Raw genomic sequence first — 284 nt, 5'->3', positions numbered from 1 at the left:
ATTTATAACTTTCAGCCTTGAAACCTACACTTGCCTGCCTTATTCTGTTTGCCTCAGTTATATCACCGTTTCTCTTCTTACGGATTGAATAAAAACGCCACGCATAGTACAACCTCATATGCAAATTTAACAAACTACCCATGTTTTTTGCAGTTCCAACATGACTTAAATAGTATTGATAGTCCTTGACGACCTTATCATCAACCGCGAAATCCACTTTCGTATCATCACTCCAACAGGTTGACGGATTCAATGGAACGCCACTACCCAAAGCGAATCGGTAC

At 40.1% G+C, this 284-nt stretch carries 1 protein-coding gene; it reads right to left on the bottom strand.

Going from position 1 to position 284, the window contains the following annotated elements; all coding sequences use genetic code 11:
- The coding region (locus D0817_RS27325) for a hypothetical protein (RefSeq protein ID WP_238160970.1) at window positions 1-284 on the bottom strand (284 nt) is incomplete at both ends.

The organism is Flavobacterium cupreum (genome assembly GCF_003996965.1).
GTDB lineage: Bacteria > Bacteroidota > Bacteroidia > Flavobacteriales > Flavobacteriaceae > Flavobacterium > Flavobacterium cupreum.
This window is presented reverse-complemented; position numbering and strand designations above follow the sequence as displayed.